Source organism: Cellulomonas bogoriensis 69B4 = DSM 16987, from assembly GCF_000767165.1.
GTDB classification, from domain to species: domain Bacteria; phylum Actinomycetota; class Actinomycetes; order Actinomycetales; family Cellulomonadaceae; genus Actinotalea; species Actinotalea bogoriensis.
Genome location: NZ_AXCZ01000416.1, coordinates 1 through 641, shown reverse-complemented (window position 1 = coordinate 641; position 641 = coordinate 1). Strand labels below are relative to the sequence as shown.

Below are 641 nucleotides of genomic sequence, written 5' to 3'. Positions count from 1 at the left end.
TGCTGGAGGTCGGGACCACGACCTCCAGGTTCGGGCGACGGATGACCGGCATCGACGAGCCGGAGGTCGACCAGGGTCAGCACGACGGCCGTGAGGACGTGCTGGCCGTCGGTGCCGCGGGCGCGCTCGTCCGCCAGGACGTGTGGGACGACCTGGACGGCATCGACCCCGCGCTCGGACCCTACGGTGACGGGGCGGACCTCAGCCGTCGGGCCCGCCTGGCAGGTCACCGGGTGGTCGTGGTGCCCGGTGCGGTGGTCCGTCACGCCCAGGCCAGCCTGTCCTCGCCCGTCACCGGGCCGGTGCTGCGCCGGCCCGGCTGGGACGCGGCACGGTCCGAGCGGGAGCGGCGGGAGGCGTTCCTGTACGGCCAGCTCGTGGGCGTCCCACTGCTGCTGGTGCCGATCGTCGCGGTGCTCGCCCTCGTCAGCGGGCTGCTGCGCGCCCTGGGGAGGCTCGTCACCAAGGAGCCCCACCTGGTTGCGGGTGAGCTCTGGGCACCGTGGGCCGTGCTGGTCCGGTTCCCGAGGGTGGTGCGTGGCCGGCGCCGCGCGGCCCGCACCCGGAGGCTGCCCCGCCGCTCGTTGCGTCCGCTGCAGGTGGGGTGGCGGGTCGTGGTGCGCCAGGCACGGGACCGCAGG

Annotated in this window: 1 protein-coding gene; it reads left to right on the top strand. The window is 75.8% G+C overall.

All coding sequences use genetic code 11. The features are described from left to right. Positions 1-41 precede the first annotated feature (41 nt). Positions 42-641: glycosyltransferase family 2 protein (locus tag N869_RS15770; protein ID WP_232229849.1), on the top strand; the 600-nt coding region annotated here is incomplete at its 3' end.